The organism is Marinomonas spartinae (assembly GCF_900089775.1).
Classification (GTDB): Bacteria; Pseudomonadota; Gammaproteobacteria; order Pseudomonadales; family Marinomonadaceae; genus Marinomonas; species Marinomonas spartinae.
Genome location: NZ_FLOB01000011.1, coordinates 38,231 through 64,446, shown reverse-complemented (window position 1 = coordinate 64,446; position 26,216 = coordinate 38,231). Strand labels below are relative to the sequence as shown.

24 protein-coding genes are annotated in these 26,216 nt (G+C 46.7%); 18 read left to right on the top strand and 6 right to left on the bottom strand.

Annotated features, from left to right (window positions below; genetic code table 11):
- Window positions 1-172: 172 nt before the first annotated feature.
- The 7 genes from chvE to MSP8886_RS17610 all read left to right on the top strand — a co-directional run bounded on the left by chvE (window position 173) and on the right by MSP8886_RS17610 (window position 9,161).
- Window positions 173-1,234: a multiple monosaccharide ABC transporter substrate-binding protein gene (gene chvE / locus MSP8886_RS17640; protein ID WP_067018901.1), complete on the top strand. Its 1,062-nt coding sequence runs from the start codon at window positions 173-175 to the stop codon at window positions 1,232-1,234.
- A gap of 74 nt (window positions 1,235-1,308) precedes the next feature.
- Window positions 1,309-2,832, top strand: a complete 1,524-nt coding sequence (gene mmsA, locus MSP8886_RS17635) for a multiple monosaccharide ABC transporter ATP-binding protein (protein WP_067018899.1) — start codon at window positions 1,309-1,311, stop codon at window positions 2,830-2,832.
- A 13-nt stretch (window positions 2,833-2,845) separates the two neighbouring features.
- Complete coding sequence (gene mmsB, locus MSP8886_RS17630; protein WP_067018897.1) at window positions 2,846-4,051, top strand: multiple monosaccharide ABC transporter permease; 1,206 nt, start codon at window positions 2,846-2,848, stop codon at window positions 4,049-4,051.
- Window positions 4,052-4,066: 15 nt separating this feature from the next.
- Window positions 4,067-5,047, top strand: coding sequence for an AraD1 family protein (gene araD1, locus MSP8886_RS17625; RefSeq protein WP_083201017.1), 981 nt, complete (start codon window positions 4,067-4,069; stop codon window positions 5,045-5,047).
- Window positions 5,044-5,814 carry an SDR family NAD(P)-dependent oxidoreductase gene (locus MSP8886_RS17620; protein WP_067018895.1) on the top strand — a complete coding sequence of 257 codons (771 nt, stop codon included), beginning with the start codon at window positions 5,044-5,046 and terminating at the stop codon, window positions 5,812-5,814. The genes araD1 and MSP8886_RS17620 overlap by 4 nt, the downstream gene beginning before the upstream one ends.
- Entirely contained in the window at window positions 5,811-7,571 is a 1,761-nt protein-coding gene (gene araD / locus MSP8886_RS17615; RefSeq protein ID WP_067018894.1) for an L-arabinonate dehydratase, read from the top strand. The genes MSP8886_RS17620 and araD overlap by 4 nt, the downstream gene beginning before the upstream one ends.
- An 84-nt stretch (window positions 7,572-7,655) precedes the next feature.
- Window positions 7,656-9,161 (top strand): aldehyde dehydrogenase (NADP(+)), encoded by a 1,506-nt coding sequence (locus MSP8886_RS17610; RefSeq protein ID WP_067018893.1) that lies wholly within the window; start codon window positions 7,656-7,658, stop codon window positions 9,159-9,161.
- Window positions 9,162-9,266: 105 nt separating this feature from the next.
- Here the strand turns inward: MSP8886_RS17610 and MSP8886_RS17605 are convergent, their stop codons facing one another.
- From MSP8886_RS17605 to MSP8886_RS17590, 4 genes are all read right to left on the bottom strand, one after another.
- The gene (locus tag MSP8886_RS17605; protein ID WP_067018892.1) at window positions 9,267-9,674 is read right to left on the bottom strand and encodes a hypothetical protein; all 408 of its coding nucleotides are present in this window, start codon (window positions 9,672-9,674) and stop codon (window positions 9,267-9,269) included.
- Complete coding sequence (locus tag MSP8886_RS17600) at window positions 9,661-10,116, bottom strand: hypothetical protein (protein ID WP_067019016.1); 456 nt, start codon at window positions 10,114-10,116, stop codon at window positions 9,661-9,663. The genes MSP8886_RS17605 and MSP8886_RS17600 overlap by 14 nt, the downstream gene beginning before the upstream one ends.
- A 56-nt stretch (window positions 10,117-10,172) precedes the next feature.
- Window positions 10,173-12,539 carry a TonB-dependent siderophore receptor gene (locus MSP8886_RS17595; RefSeq protein WP_083201016.1) on the bottom strand — a complete coding sequence of 789 codons (2,367 nt, stop codon included), beginning with the start codon at window positions 12,537-12,539 and terminating at the stop codon, window positions 10,173-10,175.
- Between the two features lie 222 nt (window positions 12,540-12,761).
- Window positions 12,762-13,706: a LysR family transcriptional regulator gene (locus MSP8886_RS17590; protein ID WP_067018891.1), complete on the bottom strand. Its 945-nt coding sequence runs from the start codon at window positions 13,704-13,706 to the stop codon at window positions 12,762-12,764.
- 95 nt (window positions 13,707-13,801) lie between these two features.
- Here MSP8886_RS17590 and MSP8886_RS17585 point away from each other — a divergent pair, with 95 nt between their 5' ends.
- The 4 genes from MSP8886_RS17585 (at window position 13,802) to MSP8886_RS17570 (ending at window position 18,735) form a co-directional block, all read left to right on the top strand.
- Window positions 13,802-15,049 (top strand): multidrug effflux MFS transporter, encoded by a 1,248-nt coding sequence (locus MSP8886_RS17585; RefSeq protein ID WP_067018889.1) that lies wholly within the window; start codon window positions 13,802-13,804, stop codon window positions 15,047-15,049.
- Between the two features lie 128 nt (window positions 15,050-15,177).
- Complete coding sequence (locus tag MSP8886_RS17580) at window positions 15,178-16,428, top strand: multidrug effflux MFS transporter (protein WP_245659134.1); 1,251 nt, start codon at window positions 15,178-15,180, stop codon at window positions 16,426-16,428.
- A gap of 63 nt (window positions 16,429-16,491) precedes the next feature.
- Entirely contained in the window at window positions 16,492-17,808 is a 1,317-nt protein-coding gene (locus MSP8886_RS17575) for an MATE family efflux transporter (RefSeq protein WP_067018886.1), read from the top strand.
- Between the two features lie 543 nt (window positions 17,809-18,351).
- A complete protein-coding gene (locus tag MSP8886_RS17570; protein ID WP_067018881.1) occupies window positions 18,352-18,735 on the top strand; it encodes a response regulator in 384 nt (127 codons plus the stop codon).
- Window positions 18,736-18,875: 140 nt separating this feature from the next.
- Here the strand turns inward: MSP8886_RS17570 and MSP8886_RS17565 are convergent, their stop codons facing one another.
- Window positions 18,876-19,745, bottom strand: coding sequence for a LysR family transcriptional regulator (locus MSP8886_RS17565; RefSeq protein WP_067018878.1), 870 nt, complete (start codon window positions 19,743-19,745; stop codon window positions 18,876-18,878).
- A gap of 117 nt (window positions 19,746-19,862) precedes the next feature.
- On the opposite strand from MSP8886_RS17565, the gene MSP8886_RS17560 reads away from it, so the two are divergent.
- The 7 genes from MSP8886_RS17560 (at window position 19,863) to MSP8886_RS17530 (ending at window position 25,148) form a co-directional block, all read left to right on the top strand.
- A complete protein-coding gene (locus MSP8886_RS17560; RefSeq protein WP_067018877.1) occupies window positions 19,863-20,834 on the top strand; it encodes a DMT family transporter in 972 nt (323 codons plus the stop codon).
- 90 nt (window positions 20,835-20,924) lie between these two features.
- Window positions 20,925-21,752, top strand: coding sequence for an AraC family transcriptional regulator (locus MSP8886_RS17555; protein ID WP_067018875.1), 828 nt, complete (start codon window positions 20,925-20,927; stop codon window positions 21,750-21,752).
- Between the two features lie 74 nt (window positions 21,753-21,826).
- Window positions 21,827-22,411 carry a LysE family translocator gene (locus MSP8886_RS17550; RefSeq protein WP_067018874.1) on the top strand — a complete coding sequence of 195 codons (585 nt, stop codon included), beginning with the start codon at window positions 21,827-21,829 and terminating at the stop codon, window positions 22,409-22,411.
- A 116-nt stretch (window positions 22,412-22,527) separates the two neighbouring features.
- Window positions 22,528-23,295: a MotA/TolQ/ExbB proton channel family protein gene (locus MSP8886_RS17545; protein WP_245659133.1), complete on the top strand. Its 768-nt coding sequence runs from the start codon at window positions 22,528-22,530 to the stop codon at window positions 23,293-23,295.
- Complete coding sequence (locus MSP8886_RS17540) at window positions 23,285-23,707, top strand: ExbD/TolR family protein (protein ID WP_067018873.1); 423 nt, start codon at window positions 23,285-23,287, stop codon at window positions 23,705-23,707. Before MSP8886_RS17545 ends, MSP8886_RS17540 begins: the two co-directional genes overlap by 11 nt.
- Window positions 23,704-24,132: an ExbD/TolR family protein gene (locus tag MSP8886_RS17535; protein WP_067018872.1), complete on the top strand. Its 429-nt coding sequence runs from the start codon at window positions 23,704-23,706 to the stop codon at window positions 24,130-24,132. The genes MSP8886_RS17540 and MSP8886_RS17535 overlap by 4 nt, the downstream gene beginning before the upstream one ends.
- Entirely contained in the window at window positions 24,129-25,148 is a 1,020-nt protein-coding gene (locus MSP8886_RS17530; protein WP_245659132.1) for an energy transducer TonB, read from the top strand. Before MSP8886_RS17535 ends, MSP8886_RS17530 begins: the two co-directional genes overlap by 4 nt.
- Window positions 25,149-25,265: 117 nt before the next feature.
- Here the strand turns inward: MSP8886_RS17530 and MSP8886_RS17525 are convergent, their stop codons facing one another.
- Window positions 25,266-26,102: a glycerophosphodiester phosphodiesterase family protein gene (locus tag MSP8886_RS17525; RefSeq protein ID WP_067018868.1), complete on the bottom strand. Its 837-nt coding sequence runs from the start codon at window positions 26,100-26,102 to the stop codon at window positions 25,266-25,268.
- Window positions 26,103-26,216 lie beyond the last annotated feature (114 nt).

Sequence of the window (26,216 nt, the reverse complement as noted above, 5' to 3'; positions counted from 1 at the left end):
TCTATTTGAATGGTATGCAAACAGCTCCTAATGTGTAGCTTGGTCTTATGACCAAACAGGCTCTTAATAGCCAAGGTGCTCCAGACTTAGCTCAAAATAATGATAACAAACGCAACATGACCTTGATGTGAAGGTGGTTAGTCCGTCTTTTAGGTTGTGATAGGAGAAGCGAATGAACTATTTAAAAAAAATAGCCGCCGGATTGATCATGGTGGCAAGTACTTTCGGCACCAGTAGTGTGCTAGCCGCGAAAGAATATGTAGGTATTGCGATGCCAACCAAATCCTCTGCAAGATGGATTACCGATGGCTCTTCTATGAAGCAACTATTTGAAGACGCTGGTTACAAGGTAGATCTTCAATACGCGGAAGACCAAATTCCCAATCAACTTGCGCAAATTGAAAACATGATAGTCAAAGGAGTCAATGTATTGGTCATTGCCCCAATTGACGGTACAACCTTAACCAATGTTTTGGCTGATGCTCATGCCTCTGGAGTCAAAGTCATTTCTTATGATCGTCTGATCAAAAACTCTCCTTATGTGGATTACTACGCGACATTCGATAACTTTAAAGTAGGCGTTTTACAGGCTAAATCCTTGATGAGCGGCATGGAAAAACGTGGTAAAGGGCCATACAACATTGAACTGTTTGGTGGCTCGCCAGACGATAATAATGCTTACTTCTTTTATAACGGCGCCATGTCGGTGCTTCAGCCTCTGATTGATTCCGGTAAAGTCAAGGTTGTATCAGGCCAAATGGGCATGGATAAAGTAGGAACCTTACGTTGGGACGGGGCGACCGCTCAAGCTCGTATGGATAACTTACTTTCTGCTGATTATACCAATAAGCGTATTGATGGTGTCTTGTCCCCTTATGATGGTATTTCTATCGGTATCCTATCCTCTTTAAAAGGGGTGGGTTACGGTTCCGGCGATATGCCCATGCCGATTGTGACAGGACAAGATGCGGAAATTCCGTCTATTAAATCCATCATTGCTGGCGAGCAATATTCCACAATTTTTAAAGACACGCGCGTTTTGGCAAATGAAGCGGTCAATATGGCTCAAGCCATACTGCATGGTGTGAAACCCCAAGTCAACGATACCAAAACCTATAACAATGGCGTGAAAATTGTGCCCAGTTATTTACTGCAGCCGGTTACCGTTGATAAATCCAACTGGAAAAAAGTCCTGCTAGGCAGCGGCTACTACACGAAAAGTCAAATCGAATAAGTATTCACCTCATCGTTTAACAATAACAACAAGAAAGCAGCGGACGCCGTAAGGGGTCCGCTCACGGGGTTCCTATGGAAAATATTATTTTGGAAATGCGCGGCATTACCAAGACGTTTCCTGGTGTGAAAGCGCTCGATAATGTCAATCTCAAGGTCAAGGAGGGAGAAATTCACGCCTTGGTTGGTGAAAATGGCGCGGGTAAATCCACCTTAATGAAGGTACTGAGTGGCGTTTATCCCTATGGGAGCTATGACGGGGATATTCTGTTTAATGGCGAAGTAATGGCTTTTTCTGGCATCGCCGACAGCGAAAAGCAAGGCATTATTATCATTCACCAAGAACTGGCATTAGTGCCGCTGTTATCCATTGCTGAAAACGTCTTTTTAGGCAATGAAAATATTGAGGGCGGCATCATTAATTGGCCGCATACTTTTAAAAGAACTCAAGAGTTACTCAAAAAAGTCGGCTTAAAAGAATCCTCAGCCACCTTGGTTGGGCGTCTGGGCGTTGGTAAACAACAACTTGTGGAAATTGCCAAAGCATTGGCGAAAGACGTGAAGCTGTTGATTCTGGATGAGCCCACATCCGCCTTGCAAGAAAACGACAGCGCCAAGCTACTGGATTTGTTGTTGGAGTTTAAAGCCCAAGGCATCTCTTCTATTTTGATTACCCATAAGCTTAATGAAATCAGTCGCGTGGCAGACAGCATCACGGTGATTCGCGACGGTGCGTCAGTATCCACCTTAGATTGCCAAGTTAACGACATCAGCGAAGCCGACATTATTCGTGACATGGTGGGCCGAGATCTCGCCAACCGATACCCAGCACGAGACAGCCACATAGGCGAATTATTAATGCAGGTTCGTGAGTGGAATGTATGGCATCCAGATTCCCTTGATCGACAAATGATCCATGACATTGAGTTCCATGTGCGTGCGGGTGAAGTGGTGGGCATTGCAGGGCTAATGGGCTCAGGGCGAACCGAATTGGCAATGAGTTTGTTTGGCAAAAGTTATGGCAAAAACATTCAGGGTAAGGTGAGCCTGCGAGGCCAAGAGGTCGATGTATCAACCGTCCCGAAAGCCATTCAGTGTGGTTTGGCTTATGTGACAGAAGACCGTAAAGAGCTGGGTTTAATTCTCGAAGAAACCATTCAAACCAATACCACCTTGGCGAATTTAGAACGTGTCTCTTCCCGAGGTGTGATTGACGAAACCATAGAGCGCCGAGTCTCGGAAGAATACCGCAAAGCCATGCGCATACGCACTCCCAGTGTGTTTCAAAAAGTCATGAACCTTTCCGGTGGGAATCAACAAAAAGTGGTGCTCAGTAAATGGCTGTATTCGCAACCGGATGTGTTGATTCTTGATGAGCCCACTCGTGGCATAGATGTGGGGGCCAAGTTTGAGATTTACAGCATCATTAACCAATTGGCCGATGATGGCAAAGGAGTGGTGATGATTTCTTCCGAAATGCCGGAGCTATTAGGGATGTGTGATCGCATTTATGTGATGAACGAAGGTCGCTTTGTGGGAGAGCTCGACAAAGCACAAGCCAGCCAAGAAAAAATCATGTCGATGATTGTGAATGCGTAACGGGAGTAAACCAATGGATACAACAAAAGAAACCATCTCCACAGAGGCGCAAGCGGCACCGACTGTTGGAACTTATTTAAAATCGCACATGCGTGACTACGGCATGCTGATAGCGTTAATTGTCATTATGGGCATGTTTCAGTTTCTCACCGATGGCACCCTGATGCGTCCGGCGAACCTGACGAATTTATTCTTACAAAACAGCTACATCATTATTATGGCCATTGGTATGTTGCTGGTGATTGTGGCCGGTCATATCGATTTGTCAGTGGGGTCTGTGGTGGGCTTTATTGGCGCGCTTGCTGCCGTGATGTCGGTGAATTACCACCTGCCAACCATCGTTGTTGTGCCTGTTTGCCTCATTGCCGGTTTGATCATCGGAGGAATCCAAGGCTACTGGATTGCTTATTGGCGCATTCCTGCCTTTATTGTCACTCTGGCTGGTATGTTGGTATTTCGTGGTTTGACGCTCACCTTACTGCAAGGCCAATCCGTCGGGCCCTTTCCAAGCAGCTTCCAATTATTAAGCACAGGGTTTATTCCGGACGTATTTGGGGTTGGTCGACCTAATGTCACGGCGATTGCTCTCGGTGTGATCACATCCAGCATTATTGTTTTTCTCGCGGCTCGTACCCGTTCTCGCGCCTTGAAGTATGGCATTCAAGATGAGCCGTTTGTTTTCTTTATCGTCAAAAATGTGCTGATTGCTGGGGCGATTATTTACCTGTGCTATTTACTGAGTACTTACCGTGGTTTACCCAATGTATTGATCACGATGGGCGTTTTGATTGCTATTTATACCTTTGTGACCAATAGCACCGTTATTGGACGTCGTATTTATGCACTGGGGGGTAATGAAAAAGCCGCCAAACTGTCTGGTATTAATACTGAGAGATTGACGTTTTTGACCTTTGCCAACATGGGGATGCTCGCCGCCGCCGCAGGATTGATTTTTGCCGCGCGCCTGAATACCGCCACCCCCAAAGCAGGCTTTGCCTTCGAGCTGGATGTGATCGCAGCCGTGTTTATCGGTGGGGCGTCCATGTCTGGCGGGGTGGGGAAAATCATCGGTGCGGTGATTGGGGCCTTTATCATGGGGGTCATGAACAATGGCATGTCGATTATGGGAATCGGGATCGATTGGCAGCAAGTTATCAAAGGCTTAGTGCTTTTGTTAGCGGTGATTTTCGATGTCTACAACAAACAAAAAGCACGCTAATAAGGAAGTGATTAAATGATGTTTTTATCCCAAATCAAACAAGGCGGGGTGGCGTGTCGCTATCCAGAGGATACAAATGGTATGGCCCATCAAGTGAACCATGCAACCAGTATCTATCAATTGGCGTGCGATGCCATAGAGCAAGGTATTTCGTTGGCGACTCTGGTTGAGCAATTAGGCTTAGGTGAAGAAGTGAACTTAGCTGAGCTGGCTAACGCCAATCGCTTGGATTGCCCAGTGCGTCATCCAGACCCCGCACATATGTATCTGACGGGAACAGGCTTGACTCACTTAGGGTCGGCCGCCACACGTAACGCCATGCATGCCAAAAGCGAAGAGTTAACCGATTCCATGAAGATCTTTCAAATGGGGGTTGAAGGTGGCAAACCCGCCAACGGCGAAGTGGGGGTGCAACCAGAATGGTTTTACAAAGGGAATGGCGCAGGCGTCATCGCGCCGGGTGAAGCATTGCCATCCCCTGCGTTTGCATTGGATGGCGGCGAAGAGCCGGAAATCGCCGGTTTTTATCTGATTGGTAAAAACGGTAAGGTCCATCGCATTGGCTACACCTTGGCGAATGAATTTTCGGACCATGTCACCGAGCGCCAGAATTATTTATACCTAGCCCATTCGAAACTGCGTCCGGCGGCGTTTGGTCCTGAATTGCTGGTGGGAGACTTGCCAGAACATATAGAAGGCCATTCGCGTATTGAACGAGGTGAGCAAACCTTATGGGAAAAAGGCTTTTTATCCGGCGAAGAGAATATGTCGCACACCTTTAAAAACCTTGAGCATCATCATTTTAAATACGACATCTTCCGTCAACCGGGGGATTTGCATGTGCATATGTTTGGTACAGCCACCTTGTCGTTTGCCGATGGTGTTCAAGCAAAAGAAGGGGATGTGTTTGAAATTTCGTCACCCAGCTTCGGCTTACCGTTGCGTAATCCACTGGCGAAAGCAGACGAGCTGGACACAGAGGTTACCCCATTATGAATAAGCAAAATGACGCGGTTTACCCAGATTTAAAAGGCCGCACCGTATTTGTTTCTGGTGGCGCAACGGGCATCGGTGCGGCGATTGTTGAGGCCTATGCGTTACAAGGTGCCAAAACGGCGTTTGTCGATTTGGATGAAACGGCGGGCAAAGCGTTAGAGAAACGCCTTAAAAAAGAAGGTTTCGAGGTGCGTTTTGAGGTCTGTGATATTACCAAGGTAACAGACTATCAACGGGCGATTCGTGATGCGGCAGAGGTGTTTGGGCCGATCAGTGTCTTGCTCAATAATGCCGCCAATGACGTGCGTCATTCTCTAGAGTCCCTTACCGAAGCACGTTTTGATGAACTGGTGGCAGTTAATATGAAACATGCCATGTTTGCCGCACAGGCGGTGGCACCCATGATGCGTGAGCTAGGTGGTGGCTCGATTATCAATTTTGGCTCAGTGGGGTGGATGATGGCATCGGCAGGTTATCCAACCTATGGCGCAAGTAAGGCGGCAGCCCATGGTTTAACCCGTTGTTTAGCAAGAGATTTAGGCGGCGATGGTATTCGCGTGAATACCTTGGTGCCGGGCTGGGTGATGACAGAAAAGCAGCTGCGCCTGTGGGTGGATGACGCCGCTGAAGAGAAGATCAAACAAAGTCAGTGTTTAAAGGGCAAAGTACTGCCTAAGCACGTTGCCAATATGGCGTTATTTTTAGGTTCTGATGCGTCAGCCATGTGCTCTGCCCAGAACTTTATTGTAGATGGAGGTTGGGTATGACGGATTCTGAAAAAAACAAGTTCGTACCAAAAGAATGGCCACGCAAATTACGTTCAACAGAATGGTTTGGTGGTACCTCGCGGGATCATATATATCACCGTAGTTGGATGAAAAACCAAGGCTTGCCAGCGGATTTATTTGACGGTCGTCCTGTGATTGGTATTTGTAATACCTGGTCGCAATTAACACCGTGTAATTCCCATCTTCGCGATCTTGCTGAGCGGGTCAAACACGGTATTTATGAGGCGGGTGGTTTGCCTTTGGAGTTTCCTGTGTTTTCCGTGGGGGAGAGCTCCCTTCGCCCAACGGCTATGATGTATCGCAACATGGCGGCCATGGATGTAGAAGAAGCGCTACGAGCCAATCCATTGGATGGGGTGGTGCTTTTAGCTGGCTGCGATAAAACCACTCCTGCTTTGATTATGGGGGCATGCAGTGTGGATATTCCTGCCATTGTGGTGTCTGGCGGCCCTATGCTAAACGGTTACTTTCGAGGTGAGCGAGTAGGGTCAGGGACTGCTTTGTGGCAAATGTCCGAAGACATCAAAGCGGGCAAAATGACCCAAGAAGATTTCCTTGAAGCCGAGCAGTCCATGTCTCGCTCCGTAGGGTCCTGTAACACCATGGGCACCGCCAGTACCATGGCATCCATGGCAGAAGCCTTGGGCTTGGCGTTATCTGGCAATGCGGCAATTCCGGCCGTGGACAGTCGCCGTCGAGTCATGGCGCACCTGACGGGGCGTCGTATTGTCGATATGGTGAAAGACGATTTGAAACCGTCGGACATTTTGACCCGTCAGGCCTTTGAAAATGCTATTCGCGTCAATGGTGCCATTGGCGGCTCGACCAATGCCGTGATCCATTTACTAGCGATTGCGGGTCGTGTGGGGGTGGATCTCACCTTAGACGATTGGGATAAGTTTGGCCAAGACATTGCCACCATTGTGAACCTGATGCCATCGGGCAAATATTTGATGGAAGAGTTCTTCTATGCAGGAGGCTTACCCGTGGTGATTAAGCACCTCGCCGAAGCAGGCAAACTGCATAATAACGCGCTGACGGTATCGGGCTCATCCATCTGGGAAGAAGTGCAAAACGTCAAAAATTGGAACCCTGATGTCATCTTGCCTGTCGACAAAGCCCTAACCCAGAAAGGCGGTATTGTCGTTTTGAAAGGGAATTTGGCACCTAAAGGCGCAGTATTAAAACCGTCTGCGGCGTCTGAGCATTTGTTACAACATCGCGGTCGTGCGGTGGTGTTTGAAGACATTGACGATTACAAAGCGAAAATCAACGATGAGAATCTCGACATCGATGAAAACTGCGTCATGGTGTTGAAAAACTGTGGTCCGAAAGGTTATCCAGGTATGGCGGAAGTGGGCAATATGGGCTTGCCGCCAAAAGTGTTACGCAAAGGCATTAAAGACATGGTGCGTATTTCCGATGCGCGTATGTCGGGGACGGCCTATGGCACAGTAGTGTTGCATACTACGCCGGAAGCCGCCGCTGGCGGGCCATTAGCTGTGATTCAAAATGGCGATATGATTGAACTGGATGTTAAGAATCGTCGTTTGCATGTGGATATTTCTGATGAAGAAATGGCACAGCGCTTAGCCAATTGGAAAAGTCATTTGGAAAACCCCAAAGGCGGTTATATCAAGCTGTTTCACGACCATGTGCAAGGGGCGGATACTGGAGCCGATTTTGATTTCTTAAAAGGTTGCCGTGGTGCAGCGGTGCCGAAAGACAGTCATTAATCTCTTTGAGTGTAATTCCAATAAAACACAGATACCTTGCCCCTTTGGGCGGGGTGGTTCATTTTAAAAAGAGAAGGAGCAAGTATGTTAACAGGACAGCATTTTATTGCCGGTAAATGGGTAAAAGGCGACGCAACATTTTCTTCCAGTCCGGCCACGGGCTCCGCACATGAGTTTGCTGTGGGTCGGGTAGCGGATGTTAACGTGGCAGCGGAAGCCGCCGAAGCAGCGTTTGAGATTTATGGTTATAGCTCTCGTGAAGACAGAGCGGCTTTTTTGCATGCCATTGCTGACGAAATCGATGTGTTAGGTGATCAAATTACCGACATGGGTGTACAAGAAACAGGTTTACCTGTTGCGCGTTTGCAGGGGGAGCGAGGTCGTACTACAGGACAACTGCGTTTGTTCGCAGAGCGTATTGTGTCCGGCGAATACTTAGACCGTCGTTTTGATGAAGCCTTGCCAGATCGTGCGCCACTGCCGCGCCCTGATATGTATATGGTACAACGCCCGATTGGCCCTGTTGCCGTGTTTGGGGCATCCAACTTTCCGTTGGCGTTTTCAACGGCAGGTGGCGATACGGCTGCGGCGTTAGCGGCAGGTTGTCCGGTGATTGTGAAGGGCCACTCGGCGCATCCTGGCACTGGCGAGCTGGTGGCGCAGGCGATAGAAGCGGCCATCAAACGTTGTAATATGCCAGCCGGTGTATTCTCGTTGATTCAAGGCGGTAATCGCCAAGTCGGGCAGGCACTGGTGCAGCATCCGTTTGTCAAAGCGGTAGGCTTTACTGGCAGTTTAGCAGGTGGTCGAGCCTTGTTTGATTTATGTGCTGCGCGTCCTGAACCGATACCTTTTTTTGGTGAACTGGGGTCGGTGAATCCTATGTTTGTGATGCCAGAAGCGCTGAAAAATCGTGCGCAAGAGCTAGGTAAAGGCTGGGCCGGTTCATTAACCATGGGCGCAGGGCAGTTCTGTACCAATCCAGGTATTGCAGTGATGTTGGATAACGCTGACTCTCGCGCCATGATTGAAGCGGCGAGTGCTGCACTATCAGAGGTACCTGTGCAAACCATGCTAACGGACGGTATTGCCGATGCCTATCGTTCTGGGGTGGCGGCGATGGATGAAAGTGGTATCAAGCCCGTGCTGCGTACTGAAGATAGTCGAGGACGTAGCGCATTACCGAACCTGTTTACCGTGTCTGCTCAGACTTGGTTGGATAATCCGACATTGCACCATGAAGTGTTTGGTCCATTAGGCTTGGTTGTATTGGCAGACAGTGTTGAGCAGATGGTCAAGCTGGCTCGTCATTTGGAAGGTCAACTGACTTGCACGATACACCTTGATGACGGCGATTATGCCGCGTGTCAGAAACTCTTACCAATATTGGAGCGCAAAGCCGGACGCTTATTGGCGAATGGTTTCCCTACAGGAGTGGAGGTCAATGACACCATGGTACATGGTGGTCCTTACCCTGCGTCCACGAACTTTGGGGCAACCTCCGTGGGGACGTTATCGATTCGTCGTTTCTTGCGACCAGTGTGTTATCAAAATATTCCCAAAGCATTACTACCGAAAGACCTAGATTAGGCTTTTAGCATTTCTGTCGAGATCTCGACGACTCTGGGTAATATTGCCCAACCACTGGATAGCAACTAGAGATCAGTGGCTGGGCGATGGGTCAACCACTGTGTTCTATGACGCAGGGGTTGACGCGGATTGCCCAGATAGCAGTCCCTTGGCAATCTCCATCGCTTCATCGCGCGACGAAGCAAGCAGCAAAGGGTAACCCCAGAACTTGGCGAAGAGCACGGCAAACGCCTTGAAACCAAGACGTTTTGCTGAGTTGGATTCGATTAGAATCATGGCCAGAACCAGCTTGCGTAACTCGGTCTTGTGCTTTTTCATCCAGAGTGCGGTGCGTTTTTTCTCTGCTGGAGAATGTTCGTGGCCTTCCTCCGGTGCACTATCGGTCAATATCACGAAGGGCTCCCCACGTTGCAACGTGGCCTCGAACGCTGCAAAGTCCTCTTCGTGGTCATGCCCAGGCTCATGTGAAAAACTCATCCATACGAAGGGAAAGTTTGCGCTATTCATTGACATAATGTGCTCCTTTTCTCTTGAGGTGTCGCCAGGTGGCCACAATGGCGAATATACCTGGTAAGGTGATAAAGAATACGGCTGAAAAGGTAACATACCAACCGTCGCGTAATCCGTCGGAGATCCCGCCGAGGGTATTTAAAACGACCATCAGAGTCCCAAAAATCAGTGCGGCCCATTGTGCCTTTTGGGTTCCGATAAGAGCGAGAAGCACCGTGACAATCCAAAAACCATAGAATGCGGAAAACACCCACAGTATGTTTGGGTCAAACGTAATCGCGGGGGTGGCGCCATGCGCTCTTGTAAAGTTGTTTACGTAAAAGAACAACTGGAAGGTGACATAAAGTACGGCACCGACACCAGTGGTCAGCCAGAACAGGGTGATCCTGTTCTGCTGGTGATGGTCCACGGGGGAACCTTGGTATGGTTTAGATTCGGATGACATAGTTTTCTCTCCTATGACATTAAGGTATTAGTAAAAGTGTATGTGCCATGGCACACTCACAACTTATAGTTCAGCGTTAGCATTACATTGCGCGGTGCGCCATAACTCACGGTGTCGAAGTCGCCTTTTTGTAGCGCGTACTTCTTGTTGAACAGGTTATTGACGTTAACTGCTACGTTGATCTTCTTGGTGATATCGTAACGCCCCATCAGTGATACCAAACCATAGGAAGCTTGTTCCCCACCTTGTGTGCTAGTGCCAGTATTGGGAGCCTGATAGAAGCGGCTTTGCCATCTCACCCCACCGCCGAGCGTTAACTTATTCCACTCTCCAGGTAACTGGTAGGTGGTGAAAAGTTTGGCCGTGGTGCGTGGAATTTGCGAATTCAAACGGACGTCATTGCCATCATGTGCGGTGAAGTGAGAGAGACCCGCGTAGACATTCCAGCCTTGCGCCAGTTGACCTTGCAAATCCAGCTCGAACCCGCGTGATTTCGTCCCATTTGATCCTTTGTAAGCTTGTGCACCGCTTGGTGTACGGGATCCGGCGACGAACTGTGCCGCGTTGTTTAGATCTGTCTCGAACACAGCTACCGAGGCATTCAGGCGACCGTTCAAGTAAGTGCTTTTAAGGCCAGCTTCTTTGGTTTTACCCTTTGATGGCGTGAGCAGGTTGCCGTTTTTGTTCCGATAGTTTGTCTGTGGATTGAAAATAGCTGTGTAGCTCACGTAGGCCGAGTAAGTCTTGTTAATGTCGTAGACTAAGCCTGCATACGGAGTGAATTCACTGCTCTTTTTGTAGTGTGATGGTGTACCGTTGACCTTGTCGTCGACTTCGTAGCTGCTGAGGCGACCACCGATAATGAGTTTTAACGGATCAGCCAGTGAAAACCGAGCAGCACTATAGATACCATTCTGCTTGATCCGAGTGTTAGTCGGTATTGGTGTCTTGGCTGCGAAGTTAGGACGAGGATAGGCTGGGCTTAGCGTATAGACATTGACTGGTACAAGGCCTGGATAATACGGTGCGATATCCTCTCGGTTGGATGTACGGTGGGAACTCGATGCTCCTACCACTAGCTCATGTTGGCGACCTAGCAGTTCGAAGGGACCACTCGCCATCACATCGAAGGTATTTTGGCGGCTATGGCCGTCAGACGACAACGCGACTGGGTAGGCTCCGTTTGGGAAAGTGCCCAGCCCCGTGGCGCGATCAGGGCGGCCGACTAGGCCGAGCAGTTGAGTATCGAACTCCGTACGGTATTGGTTAGCAATCCCTCGGACCTTCCAGCCGTTGTCAAAATGGTGCTCGATTTCGGCAAATGTTGTCTTAAGGGTGTTGTTCCAGTGGCTCCAGTCTTGGGCGTAGTTCTTGGAGCGTGAATAATCAGCCTGTGTGCCGTCGCTGAACCATAGTGGTAAGCCGCCCCAAGTTGAACCTTTCGGTGTGATGTCCTGATAGTCATAACCTAGGCTCAGAGTTGTGTCCTCGGTCAGATCCGCCTCGATAATACCGTAGAAGCCTTTTCTCTTCGGTTTATAACCATCTAAATATGAATGTCCGTTCTGGAATGTCCCCACTATACGGGCACGAACACGGCCATCTTTGGTTAACGGAGTTGATATGTCGGCCATGCCTCGATGGGTGTCCCAGCTCGCCGCGCTGAGTGATGCAGACCCAGAGAAGTCACGGGTAGGCCGTTTGCGCACTAGGTTGATGGCGGCCGAGGGATTACCAGTACCGGTCAGCAAGCCGGAGCCCCCACCGACTACCTCTATGCGATCATAGAATGCGGTATCGATAGAGCCAATTCCACTTCCATTGACAATGTTGCCGACGATGGTTGGGATGCCATCGTACTGAACGTTGTTGATTAAGAAACCACGTGAATAGAAACTTGTTCGCTCGGTATCAGCTTGGCTTGCCGAGATCCCCGTGGTGTTCTCTAACACCTGCTGAACGGAATCCAAGTGTTGATCGTTCATACGTTGACGCGTAACGACTGTCACTGACTGCGGTGTTTCCTTCGGTGACAGCGACAGGCCTGTTGCCGCAGATGTCTCGCCAGTCGTGTAGGAGCCCGTACCTTCAGTTGTCGCTGCATCCGAGCGCCCTGTTACGGTAATGGTCGGCAAGGCGGTTTCATCTTGAGAGGTTTTCTCTGCTTTAGTTTGGGGTTGCGCTGTTTTGTTTTGGTTTTGGTTTTGGGTTTGCGCTGACTTAGTTTGGGGTTGCACTGACTCGGCGGCGAATGCGCTCTGGGCGCTGATAAAAACGGCCGCTGCAACAGCTGAGCTCAGCAGAGTACGAGGTACACTCTTTGCTGTGTTTTTGTACGGCACATCCAGATAAGGGTAGACAGTGGACTCTGTACGGCTATCAATTGACCAATGAAACTTCCCAGTAGTTGTAAAATAGGACATTAAATGATACTCATTTGCGTTTAGACTCCTTATTTAATAATGAAACAGCATGGATGTGATGGCGAAATTGGGCCAGATTATTATTCATTTAGGCCAAATGTATATATCTCAACATTTTTGTCTGTATTGTGTAGTTAATTGCCATGATTCTGTTATGTAGAAGTGTCTTTCTATGGGTAGGTAGTACTTTATCGTCATCTCTCATCCTCCATTCAAAGTGTGTTAGTTATTGGTTGGTTTTTGCTCTAATTCCGCGAGCACCAAGCGTTTAAGTTGGTTAGCAAGCGGGGAGAGTTGGCGGTCTCGCATTTGCAATAAATAGTATGGGCTCATAATGATCTGTCGATCTAGCTTTAGGGCTTTTAGGTTGGCATCGACTAGGTCGCTGGTGAGTAGGTCGATGACTTCCCGCGCCATGGGGGCGATGGCGTTGGAAGACACCAGTATGGAGATGAGGGCCAGTAGGGAAGTGCTGTTGATGATGCTAATGGGTAATTCCGCACTTTCTTCCATAAAGGCCGCTTCAACCGCTTCACGTATGGGGGCCCGATGTGACTGCATGACCCATTCGAAATGGGCGAGATCATGGACACTGACATGCTCCTGACCTGCTAACGGATGATCTTTGCGAGCTACCAAGGTAACGGACTCGGTTCGCGCTGGGTAGACGTGAAAAATATTGGCATCGTATTGTTTGGGAATGCGAGCGAGGACAAAGTCGTTGTTCCCCGCAATGAGGTCTTTTACAAGGGTATCGCTGGTGTCAACATTGATGTTGATTTCGGCTTTAGGGGCAATGGCTCTAAGTTGATGCATGGCAGGAATAACAAAGCCCACGGCTGCCCCCGTTACCGCTCCGATGGCGGTGGTGCCGCCACCGCCTTCTTTAAGTTCTTCTACATCGCGGGAAAGATCTCTTAGCTCAACTAATAAATTATGGGCGCGTCGTGCGACCGATTGACCCACTAGGGTGGGTTCCATTCCTTTGGCGTGACGGGTAAAGAGTTGCGTCCCTAGGGTGTGTTCTATGTCGCTTAACATGCGGGAAGCGGCGGGTTGTGTCATGGCCATTTCATCCGCCGCTAGACTGATTTTTCCATGCTCGGCAATCACCGAAATCAAACGCAGTTGGTTGAGCTTTAAGTGCTTAGCTAGACCAATGTCCATGTAACGAGCTCCATTATTATTGTTCTGGTATTTTGTTGTTTTATCGATATCGTATATTACTTGTTTTAGATGTCTTTATTGTAGGGAAAGTTTATATGGCGTTATCGCAAGGGGAAATAAAAACAACACAAAAACACTTGCCTGAAAAAGAATTTATTCTTTTATGTGCTCTGATGATGTCATTAACTGCATTAAGTACCGATGCCGTCTTACCGGCTTTCTCGCAAATAGCCCATGCCTTAGGGATTATTGATTACCAAAAAACGCAATGGATAATCTCAGCGATGATTTTTGGTATGGCATTTGGTGAAATCACATTTGGCCCTTTATCCGATGTGATTGGTCGAAAGAAAAGCATTAGTTTAGGCATCGGTATTTTTATTATCGGCTCTGTCGTGGCTTTATGGGCAACGTCACTGACCGGCTTATTAATAGGCCGCTGTATTCAAGGGTTTGGTTTGGCCGGACCGAAAATCGCTTCGCGCGCCTTGATTCGTGATTTGTATAAAGGCACAGCCATGGCGCGCATTATGTCTTACACCATGATGATTATTATTTTAGTGCCTATGTTAGCGCCAGCGTTTGGGCAGTTGGTGATGTTGCTAGGAAACTGGCGTTGGGTGTTTGGGGTCTTGATTTTTCAAGCTTTGATTGCTGTGATTTGGTTGGCCATTCGACAACCGGAAACCTTGCCGCCAGCCATGCGGCATCCATTCCAGTGGGCTCGTTTAAGAAAAGATGCTCGATTTTTTCTCTCGCAACGAGAAGTGATGGCATATACCTGTATCGCGGGTGGTATCTTTGGCTGTTTGATGTTGTATTTGAGTATTGCTCAGTCTATTTTTCAAGATATTTATCAGGCTGGTACCCGCTTTCCTTTGTATTTTGCTTTGCTTGCTGCAGGCTCTGTCTTAACCAATTTTTTTAATGGCAAAATCGTGCAGCGTGTTGGCATGATGCGTTGTTTGGTGGCGGCGTTAAGCGTGTTACTTTTTTCATCGTTTTTACTGCTCATGATTGCCTTGAGTTATTCTGGCAAGCCGCCTTTTATTTTATTTATGGGCATCGCCATACTGATGTTTTCTTGTTTTGGCATGATCTTTGGTAATGTAAATGCTATGGCAATGGAGCCATTAGGGCATATGGCAGGCCTTGGTGCATCGATGATTTCGTCTATTTCTAGCTTGGTTGCGATTGTCTTTTCAGTCTTTATGGGGCAGTTTTATCATTTCACCGTTATACCACTAGCGGCGGGCTTTACATTGTCCGCAAGTATTGCGCTGGTATTATTGGTTTTCGCGAAATATGATGTTAAATATGTTTTTCAAGGTTTCTTTAAGTGATCATGATATTTATCATAACTTGAGAAAATTGACTAAGATAAAGTTTTCAAGGATTAAAAACGTTATCTAGGTTACTACTTTTTAATCGGTTGATTTTATAAACGCTTACCAAGGAAGAGGTTGAGTTTGTGCTAATAAGACGTTTGCCAGAACAAGAGTTTGTCGCCTTGTTTGCTTTAATCATGTCACTGACCGCATTGAGCATGGATGCCATTCTTCCTGCTTTTTCTTCTATTTCTTCTGATCTGAACATTCAAAACCATCAACACACTCAATGGATCATCACGGTTCTGATTTTAGGAATGTCATTTGGGGATATTCTGTTTGGGCCGCTGTCCGATGCTATTGGTCGTAAGAACAGTATTTTTCTTGGTGTCGGTATTTTTATTAGTGGCTCCATTATTGTGGTGTTTTCGACCAGTTTACCCATGTTGTTGGTTGGTCGAGCGATTCAAGGGATTGGCTTGGCAGGGCCAAAAATCGTTTCTCGGGCCTTGATTCGTGACTTATATTGCGGTGCTGCCATGGCACGCATTTTATCCTATGTGATGATGGTGTTTATCCTAGTGCCTATGTTGGCACCCATTTTTGGGCAATTCATTATGTCGCTGTCGAGTTGGCGCTGGATGTTTGTGGTATTGATCGTACAAGCCTTAATGGCTTCAATTTGGTTGTTTTGCCGTCAAATGGAAACCTTGCCCTGTGGGAGTCGGATTCCCCTAGATAGATCGCGCTTGATAAAAGATGCGCGCTTTATTTTATCGCGCCGCGATGTGATTGCTTACACTTTGGTCTCAGGTTGTATTTTGGGTGGGTTATTTTTATATCTGAGTATTGCTCAGTCACTCTTTCAGGATGTGTATCAAGTAGGTAACAAGTTTACTTGGTATTTTGCCTTGCTTGCTGGGTTTTCAGGGGTGAGTAATTTCTTCAACGGACGCATTGTACAGAAAATTGGCATGATGAAATGTGTTGTTAGTGCTTTATCTGTATTGTTATGTTCGTCTTTTTTATTGTTTCTCGCGACTTTGTTCTATTCAGGCAAACCACCATTTTGGTTGTTTATGGGGCTAGGTGCCGCAATGTTTTCCTGCCTTGGAATGGTATTCGGTAATGTGAATGCCATGGCGATGGAGCCATTAGGTAAAATAGCAGGACTAGGGGCGTCAATGATTTCTTCATTATCCAGTTTCACCGCGATTGTTGCGGCGGCCTTTGTTGGTCAATTTTATCACTTTAGTGTCATGCCGTTAGCTGCAGGGTTCGTCCTGTTTACCAGTTTGGCCTTATTGTTTCTTAAGGTTGCCAAGCAAGGCTCGGTCGTATCCATCAGTCATGCTTATTGGTTAGAAGAGATATATCGAGATAAAGCGAAATAGTCATTTTTTTCGCGTATAATAGTGGGCCTTACTTCTTTTTTCGAATCTGGTAACTCTCTTACTATGCGTTCTCATTTTTCTTCCCTCGCCCGCGAACTCTTCCATATGACTTGGCCAATGCTCTTTGGCGTGTTGTCACTAATGAGTTTTCAGCTGGTGGACAGTGCCTTTATTGGTCAGTTGGGGGTATTACCCTTAGCGGCTCAAGGCTTTACCTTACCTATCCAAATGATTGTGATTGGCTTGCAAGTGGGGCTGGGAATCGCAACCACGGCGATTATCTCCCGCGCATTAGGAGCGAAAAATACTCGCTATGCTAAGCAACTAGGGGGATTAGTACTGATGATGGGAAGCGTGGGAATCGCTTTTTTTTCGGTACTGATTTGGCTATTACGCCATCCCATTTTAACCTTATTAAGTGCCCCCGATTCTGTCTACCCAGTGATTGATTCTTACTGGCCCCACTGGTTACTCAGTGCTTGGGTGGGCGCCTTGATTTATTTTTACTACAGCATTTGTCGATCCAATGGCAATACACTCTTGCCTGGCATCATGATGATTGTGACCAGTTTATTGAATTTGGCGTTGGATCCTATTTTTATCTTTACATTGCATTTTGGAATTAATGGTGCCGCCATCGCGACCACCGTTGCCTTCGGCATTGGGGTATTGATTGTTGCCCCCCAAGTGGCTCGTAAGCGTTGGATTACCTTTGACTGGCAAGATCTTAAAGTCAGCAAAAGCTTGGCTGATATCGGTCATATCATGGGGCCTGCCATGGTGAGTCAGCTACTGCCTCCCGTCTCGTCTATGTTGGCGACGAAATTGATTGCGGGCTTTGGTACCGCTGCTGTGGCGTCTTGGGCGTTGGGCTCAAGGTTTGAGTTTTTCTCCATTGTTTCAGTGCTAGCGCTGACGATGTCCATGCCGCCAATGGTTGGGCGATTATTAGGGGAAGGGCGTTTAGGTGATGTGCGTTATATCGTGCGCCTAGCATGTCGCTTTGTATTGGCGTTTCAATTGTTTATTGCGGTGGTGACCTTCTTGGTTTCAGGAGTGCTAGCTGGTTTAATGACTAGCGATAAAGAGGTGTCGGGGATTTTACATTGGCATCTCATGATCATTCCATTGAGTTTAGGGGCATTGGGTGTTTGCATGCTGATGGTCTCCATTTCCAATGCATTGGGCAAATCCTACACTGCGCTCACCATTTCAGCCTTACGCCTGTTTGCCTTCTTCTTACCCTGCTTATGGATCGGCTCACAAATAGCTGGATTAAAAGGTCTTTTCTTCGGAGTTCTTATTGGCAACATTCTTGCGGGTATTTGTGCTTGGTTTATGTACCAAAGAGCGCTGACTCAAATTGAGAATAGAGTTTAATATTTCCTCTTCTTATTTCTTCTAAATTGATTTTCCATCGTCATGGATGACGCTCCATCTTTTCCTAATATTAGGGTATCCCTTCGATAAGCTGAATCACCAATTTGGTGTTATTCCGTGTAATTGATGTGCCTATTTTCTCAGGATAGATTGCTTGATCGTATTTGAGCATCATCTAAAATGGGCGCTTATTTGCTTTGATTGTTTTTTTCTGATTTTAAAAACAGACAAGGAAGTCTCAGGTAAATTGTATTCTTATCACTTACTAAATAGTAACAATCTAAATAGTAACAATTTGAATGGATTAAGCCTTATATTTTAATGACCTCTGGGTAATCTGGCCATGCACACCTTTGCTTATGATGTTGTATCGTTGCTGTTAGAAATTTAATGTATTTATCCCATGACACTAGTTTCTATCATAGCCAGACTAATAGGGACTGATCAAAATCGATAGTTTTCGAGTTAGATCAAAATTCTTGAGCTGACTCCAACACTGACTGTGATTTAGACGAGTTTTAAAAGCTCAAACTGGAGGTTGTTTTGAATAAAAATATGACATTTCTTGTTGTTGATGATAATCCAACAATGCGCCGAATGACAAAGCATTTACTGAGATCTATTGGTTACAGTAAAGTGCAGGAAGCAGATAACGGGGAGACGGCCTTAACAATGGTGGAAGAAGGTAATGTCGATTTCCTGATGATGAGTTTGCCTATGCCAGATATGGATGGCATGGATATGATTAAAGCAATAAAATCTGACCCTAATTTAGAGGACATCTTGATATTAATTGTCCTAGAGAAAGGGTTTTACAGGGAAACAATAATCCATGCGGTTAATGCTGGTGCAAATGGTTATATTATTAAGCCCTTTAATGCTGAGAAACTTGAAACCGAATTGCGAAAAATATTTGAACGTACGTGAGTCGAGTTTAGTGTGTGGAGACAGGTCAAAAACGCCTTATTCATGGTTTCCGCAAGAAATGTTTTCGACTGCTAATGTGATGATATAAGGAACTCTAAAACCTCTAGTCTTTTGATTTGATTCCAATGCCTTGGGAGAGACTAAATGTCTACTTTCAAAGCCTGAACTATTTGCTCGTACATCACATCCACTGCAGCCGATTTTTGTGATCGCTTGCTACGAAAGACGGCCACGTCCATTGCTGTCAATTTGGGTAAGTCATATTCAGCAGGTAAGTTTTGTAAGACTTGCAACTCGGTAGGCACACTGCAACGAGTCAAGGCGGCGACGGCTAATCCACTTTCCACGGCGGTAAGCTGGCCTGCAAGCCCAGAGCTTTTATAGACGATGCGATACGCTTTGTTAGCCTTATTTAAGGCTGACAATGTTTCAATTTGCGCCATGCTGCCTGCTTCGTAGACCGCAATAGGTAGAGGGCTGCGCCGCCACACTTCGTATTTTGAAGCCCCCACCCAAACGAGCGGCTCGTGAAAAAGCCGTTCTCCATGCTCTGGTTTGTCGCGAGAGACCAGTGCGATATCCAGTTCGTTGCTCTTGATACGTGGAATAAGAGAGGTGGATTGCTCACAGGTTAATTCGATTTCTACGCCCATATAACGGCTAGTAAAGTGGCGCAATATGGGGGCTAGGTACATGGCATAGTCATCTGGAACACCGATGCGAATTAGTCCCGTCAATTGTGTGCCAAACAGGGCGTCATAGGCCTCAGACTGTAATTCGAGCATGCGTCGTGAGTAAGCGAGTAATTCAATGCCTTTGGATGTGACCTCTAAATGGCGAGGCCCTCTGGATAAAATAGCCGTACCAATAATGTCTTCTAACTTTTTGATATGCATGCTGACGGCGGATTGAGAACGATGAACTAAAGGCGCGGCGGCGGATAAAGACCCCGTATCGACCACCGCGACAAAGGTTCGTAACCAGCTTATTTGTAAGTCAGGGTAATTCATCGATACCACCTATTCGTTTTTCAAATGATTGATTAGTAAATTATGCGTTTTACTCTTTTATATAACTGAGCGACGCTTGCCGCAAGACAAAAGGAATAAACAAATGGAGGGGTTAACATGGTTTCTGAAGCGGCAGGTGTAAAAGCGATTTCTTCGACTTTATCGGTGAGTCGAGGCTTGCTCTATGTGTGCTTTGCCGCCATTGCGTGGGGCACGGGTGGGGCTGTCGCGGCTATTCTTTATCGCAATGGGCTTGGGCCAGTTGCTGTATCGTTTTGGCGTTTCGCCATTGGTATGTTCGTTCTTGCTATTGTGGCAGTTATTATGAACTCGAAAGAGAAAAGACGTGCCATGGGCGCTTTCATTCGTGAACGCTGGGGGCAGATGATAGTTATTGGTATGGGGTTAGCGATTTACCAGACGGCTTATTTTGCCGCAGTACAATACAGCGGTTTAGCGGTGGCCACCATAGTGACGTTAGGGCTGGGGCCAGTTTTGATGGCTATTGGTTCTTACCTAACAATGAATGAACGAATTAGCAGGACGGGGGCACTGATCATGGCCTTTGCGATTCTTGGCCTCGGTTTGTTAACGTGGGGTGGAGAGATTGGACCTCATTCACTATTAGGATTGGCCTTTGCTGTCCTATCTTCTATTTGTTACACCTGTGTGACACTTATTACCAGAGCGATGGGGAGGCATGCTTATATTGATCGGTTTAATGTGACCTTTTTTGGCATCGTTATCGGAACCCTTTGTCTGCTGCCAGTTGCTTTATTTGAGGGGCTAACTTCTCGCTCAGGCACTATTTTTCAGAGTGTGGTTTTTCTCAGTTATCTAGGTGTGGTGCCGACCGCTGCCGCTTATATACTATTCAATGCGGGTCTTTCTTCTGTCCGGGCCACAACGGCATCGGTGATGGTTCTTATTGAGCCTGTTACGGCGGCGCTGATTGCCGTGCTATTTTTGGGCGAGATACTGACGCCTATCGCGGTGTTTGGTGTCATTATTTTAATGTCATCCGTTGTTGTTTTAGCACTTTCTGAACGTCATGGTGCGGTGGTCGTGGCTAAACAAAAAGTGAGCTAAGAAAGCGTATTTCGCAATATTGTCCAATCTTTTCCTATGATAATTGGGTAATCTGTCACTGTTGTTTCGGGTTATTCAAAGAGGCTTGTGATGTCGGCAGAAAATCGGTTTCAGTTTGCTAAAAGTGCGGCCCTCGATGAGGTGATGTTGCTGGAAGCCTCTATGAGCGATTTTTCCTATGGTACTCATGCCCATGAGGAGTTTTCTTTTGGGGTGACATTATCGGGGCGTCAGGACTTTTTTGCTTTAGGCGAACATCATAAAAGTTATTCTGGCAATGTGATTGTGTTTAATCCAGAGGACGCCCACGACGGTCATTCTGGGGCTGACGATCCGCTTCACTACAAAATGTTGTACATTCATCCTGATCAGTTAAATCCCATGCTGGAAAGTGCTGGCGTGCGTAGAGCAAAGGACGTTCGTATCGAGCATCCGGTGCAAAACGACCCTTTGTTAAAGCATCATATTTTGTATTTGGCTGCTTTGGTTGAAAACGACATGTCATCTGCGCTCGAATATTCGTCTGTGCTGTTTGAATTTGCCGAATATTTAGCGCGCCGAAAAGGAGTGGTGATGGAAGCGAAACGACGGGTGAAAGACCCTGTTTTTGAGCGAGTCCGAGACTATTTGCATGCCCATGTTAGTGAGGAGTTCTCCCTCGATGAATTAAGCCAAGTGGCGCATATGTCGAAATACCATTTGTTGCGTTGCTTTCGGGATTATTTTGGTATGACACCCCATCAATATTGGCAGAATTATCGAATTAACCGTGCCAGAGAGGCATTGGAACTGGGGATTCCATTGGCTGATGTGGCCTTTGCTTTTGGCTTTACCGATTTGAGTTACTTTAATCGACGTTTTAAGCCCATGTTTGGGCTCACACCTTATCAATTCAGGCGAACTTTGCTGCGTAGCTAGCAGCCATACTCGCTTTAGCTCTTATTCTTTTTTCTATTCGTTATTTTTATCAAATGTCTGTTTGAGGGATTCCTATGCTCGCAATCATCATCTACGCCTTTGGGGTTATGTACAGTCCTGGTCCGGCCAATATGCTCGCGCTTTTTGCTGGAATTAATGGTCAAGGCTGGCGTGCTTTTCTGTATTGTGTTGGTGTGGGGCTTGCCATGTTGATCTTGTTTTTACTGATCGGCTATCTTGGTAGTGAGATTATTCCTAAAGAATATCAATCGGTTATTGCTGTTGTAGGCGGAATGTATATTGCCTACCTTGGTGTAAAAATCCTTAAAGCGAGCTTCCAAAAAGAGTCGTCTACAGCCCAAGAGACGTCGGTGAGTTTTAAAACGGGATTGGTATTGCAGCTTTGTAACCCCAAATCGCTGGTCGCCATCGTGCCCATTGTTACTGTACAGTTCCCGCGAGCGCACATTGAAGGGGGACAGATAGCACTTTGGTCATTAGGCCTTTCCATTATGGCTTGTGGCGCGCCGAGTGTGTATTTGTTGGCGGGGGCGCGTCTTAAAAGAGTGGCAATGAACCCGAAAGTGATGGCTTGGGTCAACCGTGTGATGGCCTGTTTACTCTTCTATGTGGCTTATCGGTTCCTCTTCGCTCAGTAAGCTATTTACTTTCTATGAACTAGGTTCACCACAAATACTTCTTGTTTATTTGGCTTACCCTGATGATAACCTTCTTCTATCAAAAAGACCTTATCTAAAACCCATGGCGACCATGAGTGGTCTCAGTATTTACAGAATTAAACATTGAAAACGATATTGATAATGAATATCATTTGTTATGTTTTGTTATCACTCCGGAGCCAGTCGTGGAAAGTTCAGTACAGCAGAAAGTAATCGATTTTTTGCAGGTCGGCGGGCCTGTTGTTTGGATTCTAATCGGGTTTTCCGTTATCGCTTTGACCATTGTGCTGTTGAAATTATGGCAGCTGTCGTCATTACGAGCGGAAAGCCGAAAAACGGTAGATCAAGCGTTGGCTGCTTGGCGTAAAAAAGAGGGCGAGCAAGCTCTTGAATTGCTTGATGAAAAACGCCCAATCGACTCGTTGGTAGGTTTCTCCATGCGCTCCTTACGGGCGGGCAATATGGATGTGAACTTGATTCGAGAAGAAGTCGAGCGCTTGGCGATGAATCAATTAAATCAGCTACGTTCCTACCTTCGTCCTTTAGAGATTATCGCCAGTTTGAGTCCTTTATTGGGGTTGCTCGGAACGGTTCTGGGGATGATTACGGCCTTCCAGCAAATGCAAGGAGCGGGTAACCAAGTTGATCCCTCGGTGTTGTCTGGCGGTATCTGGCAGGCCCTGTTGACGACGGCGGTTGGCTTGGCGGTAGCGATCCCTGTGGTGAGTTTACATAGTTGGCTTGAACGTAAAATCGAGCGTATTGCCCATAATATCAATGATGCCGTAACGCAGGTATTCACCAGTAAGGAAGCGGAGCGTTTGGTTGCGAAAGCCGCCAAAGAGGTTTTGCATGCCGCTTAACCTGAGTCAGCCAAAGCGTAAGCAGGCGATTAGTCTAACGCCACTCATTGATGTGGTGTTCATTTTATTACTGTTTTTCATGTTGACGTCTAGCTTTGTGCCATGGCGTAGTGTGGATACGCCGCTTTCTGTGCCTGCTCATGATACCGCCAAGCCAGATAAAGATGACTTTTTGGTACTGACGCTCAAGCAAAATGATGGGCGAGTTTGGCTGAATGGTGTTGCTCATTCTTTAGCGGACACAGCTTGGTTAAGCTCGATGATTAAAGAGCATAAAAAGGGCGTGTTCGCGATTAAGGCCGACAATGAGGTGAGCTTGCAAAGTTTAATGAACTTGGCTGATCGCTTGAAAGTCAATGGGGCGAAAACCGTATCCATTGCCAATGCCTTTTCGGGTCAGGCTACGCCATGAAAATAGATCAAACGTTTGCGTTAAAAAACAAGTCTGATGACGACAGTTTGGTGCCTTTGATCAATGTCGTTTTCTTGATGCTGGTATTTTTTATGGTGGCGGGGCAAATTCGTAAAGCTGATCCGATCCCCATTGTTCCTCCGACTTCCATTAATGAGAATCGTCCCAAATCGGATCCGAACGTGTTGATCGTTGTTGGTACGGATAAGCGTATTTATTTGGATGACAACTTGGTAAAGATCGATGCGATTAAACCGTATTTAGAGAAGAAGTTCGCACAATCATCTAATAAGGAGACATTCTGGGTACAAATCAAAGCGGATGGCTCTATCCCTGTTGATGCATTACGCCCTGTGTTTAGCCAGATTCGTTTATCTGGGTTAACAAAAGTCAGTTTAGCAACACAATTAGCAAAAGGGTCATGATGATTTCCAAACGTCATTGGTTAGTGGCTGGAGGGATAGCGGTTTCTCTTCATGCGGCGGCTTTTTATGGTTTTTTTTATCAGCCTTCCGAAGGTAGTAAAGCGCCAGGTCAGCAAGGTATTGAGTTCGATCTTGGTATGATGGGGGACATGGGAGCCTCTAAAACCAACAGTGTGCAGAGTGACTCAGATAACAAAGATAAAAAGCAGGTTGCGAAAGTAGAAAAGACGCAAAAAGAGGTGGTTAAGCCAGAACCTAAACAAGAAAAGGTAGAAAAAAAGCCCAAACCTGTCGTTGAAAAAAAACCGATTCCTAAGCCTGAAAAAGCCCCATTACCTAAGACAGAGCCCAAGCCAGAACCTAAACCTACACCAAAAAAAGTGGTGAAAGAAAAGCCTGTTATCAAACCGAAACCTGTGGTGAAAGAGAAGCAAAAGTCACCTATTGTCGTCCCCAAAAAAGAGCCTAAAAAAATACCTAAAAAAGAGCCCAAAAAAGAAGTGGTTAAAAAGGTTGAGCCAAAGAAAGTAATACCCAAACTAAAACCTAAAAAGGCTGAACCTAAAAAAACGTTAGAACAAGCGGCATCGACCACTGCCTCAAAGCCGATATCGCAACAGTCGACATCACAAAATTTGAAAAATTCAGGCGCTAGATCGCAAGCTAGTCAAAAAGCCACAACAGGCGTGGGTAATGCCGCTTCTTCGGGAGGGCATAAAGGTGCGATAACCTCCTATTACAGCAAATTAGCAGCGGTTTTGGCTCAGCATAAGCGCTATCCACGAGCGGCGAGGCGTCGTCATGAGGAAGGCGTGGTAACGGTTTCCTTTGTTGTTCATGCCGATGGTCAGGTGACGAATACGAATATCATTAAGAGCTCAGGTTATCGTCGTTTAGACGATGCTGTGTTAGATATGCTAAAACGGGCAAGCCCTCTGCCTAAGTTTTCACCAGATATGAACAAGTCATCATTAACGATTACACTGCCAGTATCTTATAAGTTGAGTGACTACTGATGGCTCCCGCTCTTTATCTTTAAAAGAGAAGCCGATGGCGCTAAGCAAAAGGCTAGCAGGTATAAAAGCGGGCAGACAAGCCATCTATCACAGATGGTCTTGTCTCATTTTGACGTTTTATTCTCCGAAAACATCACGTTGTTTAAGCCATTGTGCCAGATATTCAGGAAGATCGGTTTGAATGGCTCCCACGCCTGCATCAATGAGCGTTCCCCATACTTTTTCAGGATTAATGAGCGCGGTTGAATCCATCATATCGAGAGGATGGACGGGGTCTAAGGTGTTGATCCAAATACGACAGTCCATACTTTCTAATAAGGGTTTAGCTTGTTGTAATTCATTCAAATCATCAAAAGACAATTCAATCATAATAGGGCGTTTTGGGGCGAGTGTTTGTAAATCATCGAGGAAATGTCCCCGTCGGGCATGCATCATGGGCATGTGTTTGACGGTATCCGTCAGTGTTGCCCATTCTGTCTGCTCGGGATCATACGGTGATTTAACGACGGCGATGTCTTGCATATTAAGACGTTCAACTTCGATAATAATATCCGGTAAGTCTTCTGGGTGCTTGGCATCAATGTTGACCAGAATTTTGCCTTTTGCATAGGCCAGTAAGTCAGACAATAGTGGCAGGGGCTGAGTCGTTACTTCACTGCCTTCACCGCCAGCACCTTGGCGAAGGTGCAGTGTTTGTATCTGCTCAAGTGTGGTCTCAGACACGAGCCCTTTACCATTTGTGGTCCTGTCCAAGGTGTCATCATGAATGACCACAAACTCACCTGTTAAACACTTTTGCGTGTCAATCTCGACCATATCAGCACCTGCCATGATGGCATGCTCTACGGCCAATAATGAGTTTTCAGGGGCGTTTTTCCAAGCGCCCCGATGGGCGATGGTCATGATTTTTGGGTTGGTACGTGAAATAGTAAACAGCTCAGAATGGGTTGTCATAATGGTTCCTATCGAGAGTAATGAATGTCGCTCATGGACGATCATGAGCAACATAAAAATAAATTAATGAGATCTTTGCACGACTACTGCGCTTGCCGCGTCTTGGCGTTGCTC